The organism is bacterium (assembly GCA_024226335.1).
GTDB lineage: Bacteria > Myxococcota_A > UBA9160 > SZUA-336 > SZUA-336 > JAAELY01.
In genome coordinates this window covers 1-561 of record JAAELY010000521.1, presented here as the reverse complement: position 1 = coordinate 561, position 561 = coordinate 1, and the positions used below count along the sequence as shown (strand labels likewise).

The window sequence follows — 561 nt, the reverse complement described above, 5'->3', positions numbered from 1 at the left end:
GGGACGACGAGCGCAAAATGAAACTTTTTTCTGCACTCACATGGATCTATCACGCAGATGGAAACTATGAAGCCGGACTGCGGTATGGCAAGGAATGCGAGCAATTGGCCCGTGCCAGCGGTGACCAGCGGGCTCTGCTGCGGAGTCTCCGGGCGATTGCTTTTAATCAAAAGGGAGCCGGCGCCTGGGGAACCGCCTTGGCAACGTTCAACGAGGCTCTCACCCTCTCGCAGGAGCTCGACGGCTTCCAACTCGGGAGTATCCTGATTTCGATAGGAAATATCTACCGGAGACTCGGGGACCTCGAGCAGAGCCTCCAGTATCACCTTCGCGCCTATCGCCACTTCGAAGGCGTGGGGGACGCCCCTTTGGGAGTGGCGGTGGCGCTGGGCAATGTTGCCGATCTCTACAAGATTCTCGGCCGCTATGACGAAGCGATCGAGTTCAATGAGCGCGTCCTCGAGATCCTGCGAGAGCTCGGCGATCAACGGAGAAGCGCACTGGTTCTGGGCTCCATCGGTAACGTTTACCGGGAATCGGGGGATCCCGCTCGAGCCTTGG

General features: G+C 58.8%; 1 protein-coding gene. It reads left to right on the top strand.

The window, feature by feature from the left end; translation table 11 throughout:
• Positions 1 to 17: 17 nt before the first annotated feature.
• On the top strand, positions 18 to 561 hold a 544-nt coding region (locus GY725_25160; GenBank protein ID MCP4007482.1), incomplete at its 3' end, for a tetratricopeptide repeat protein.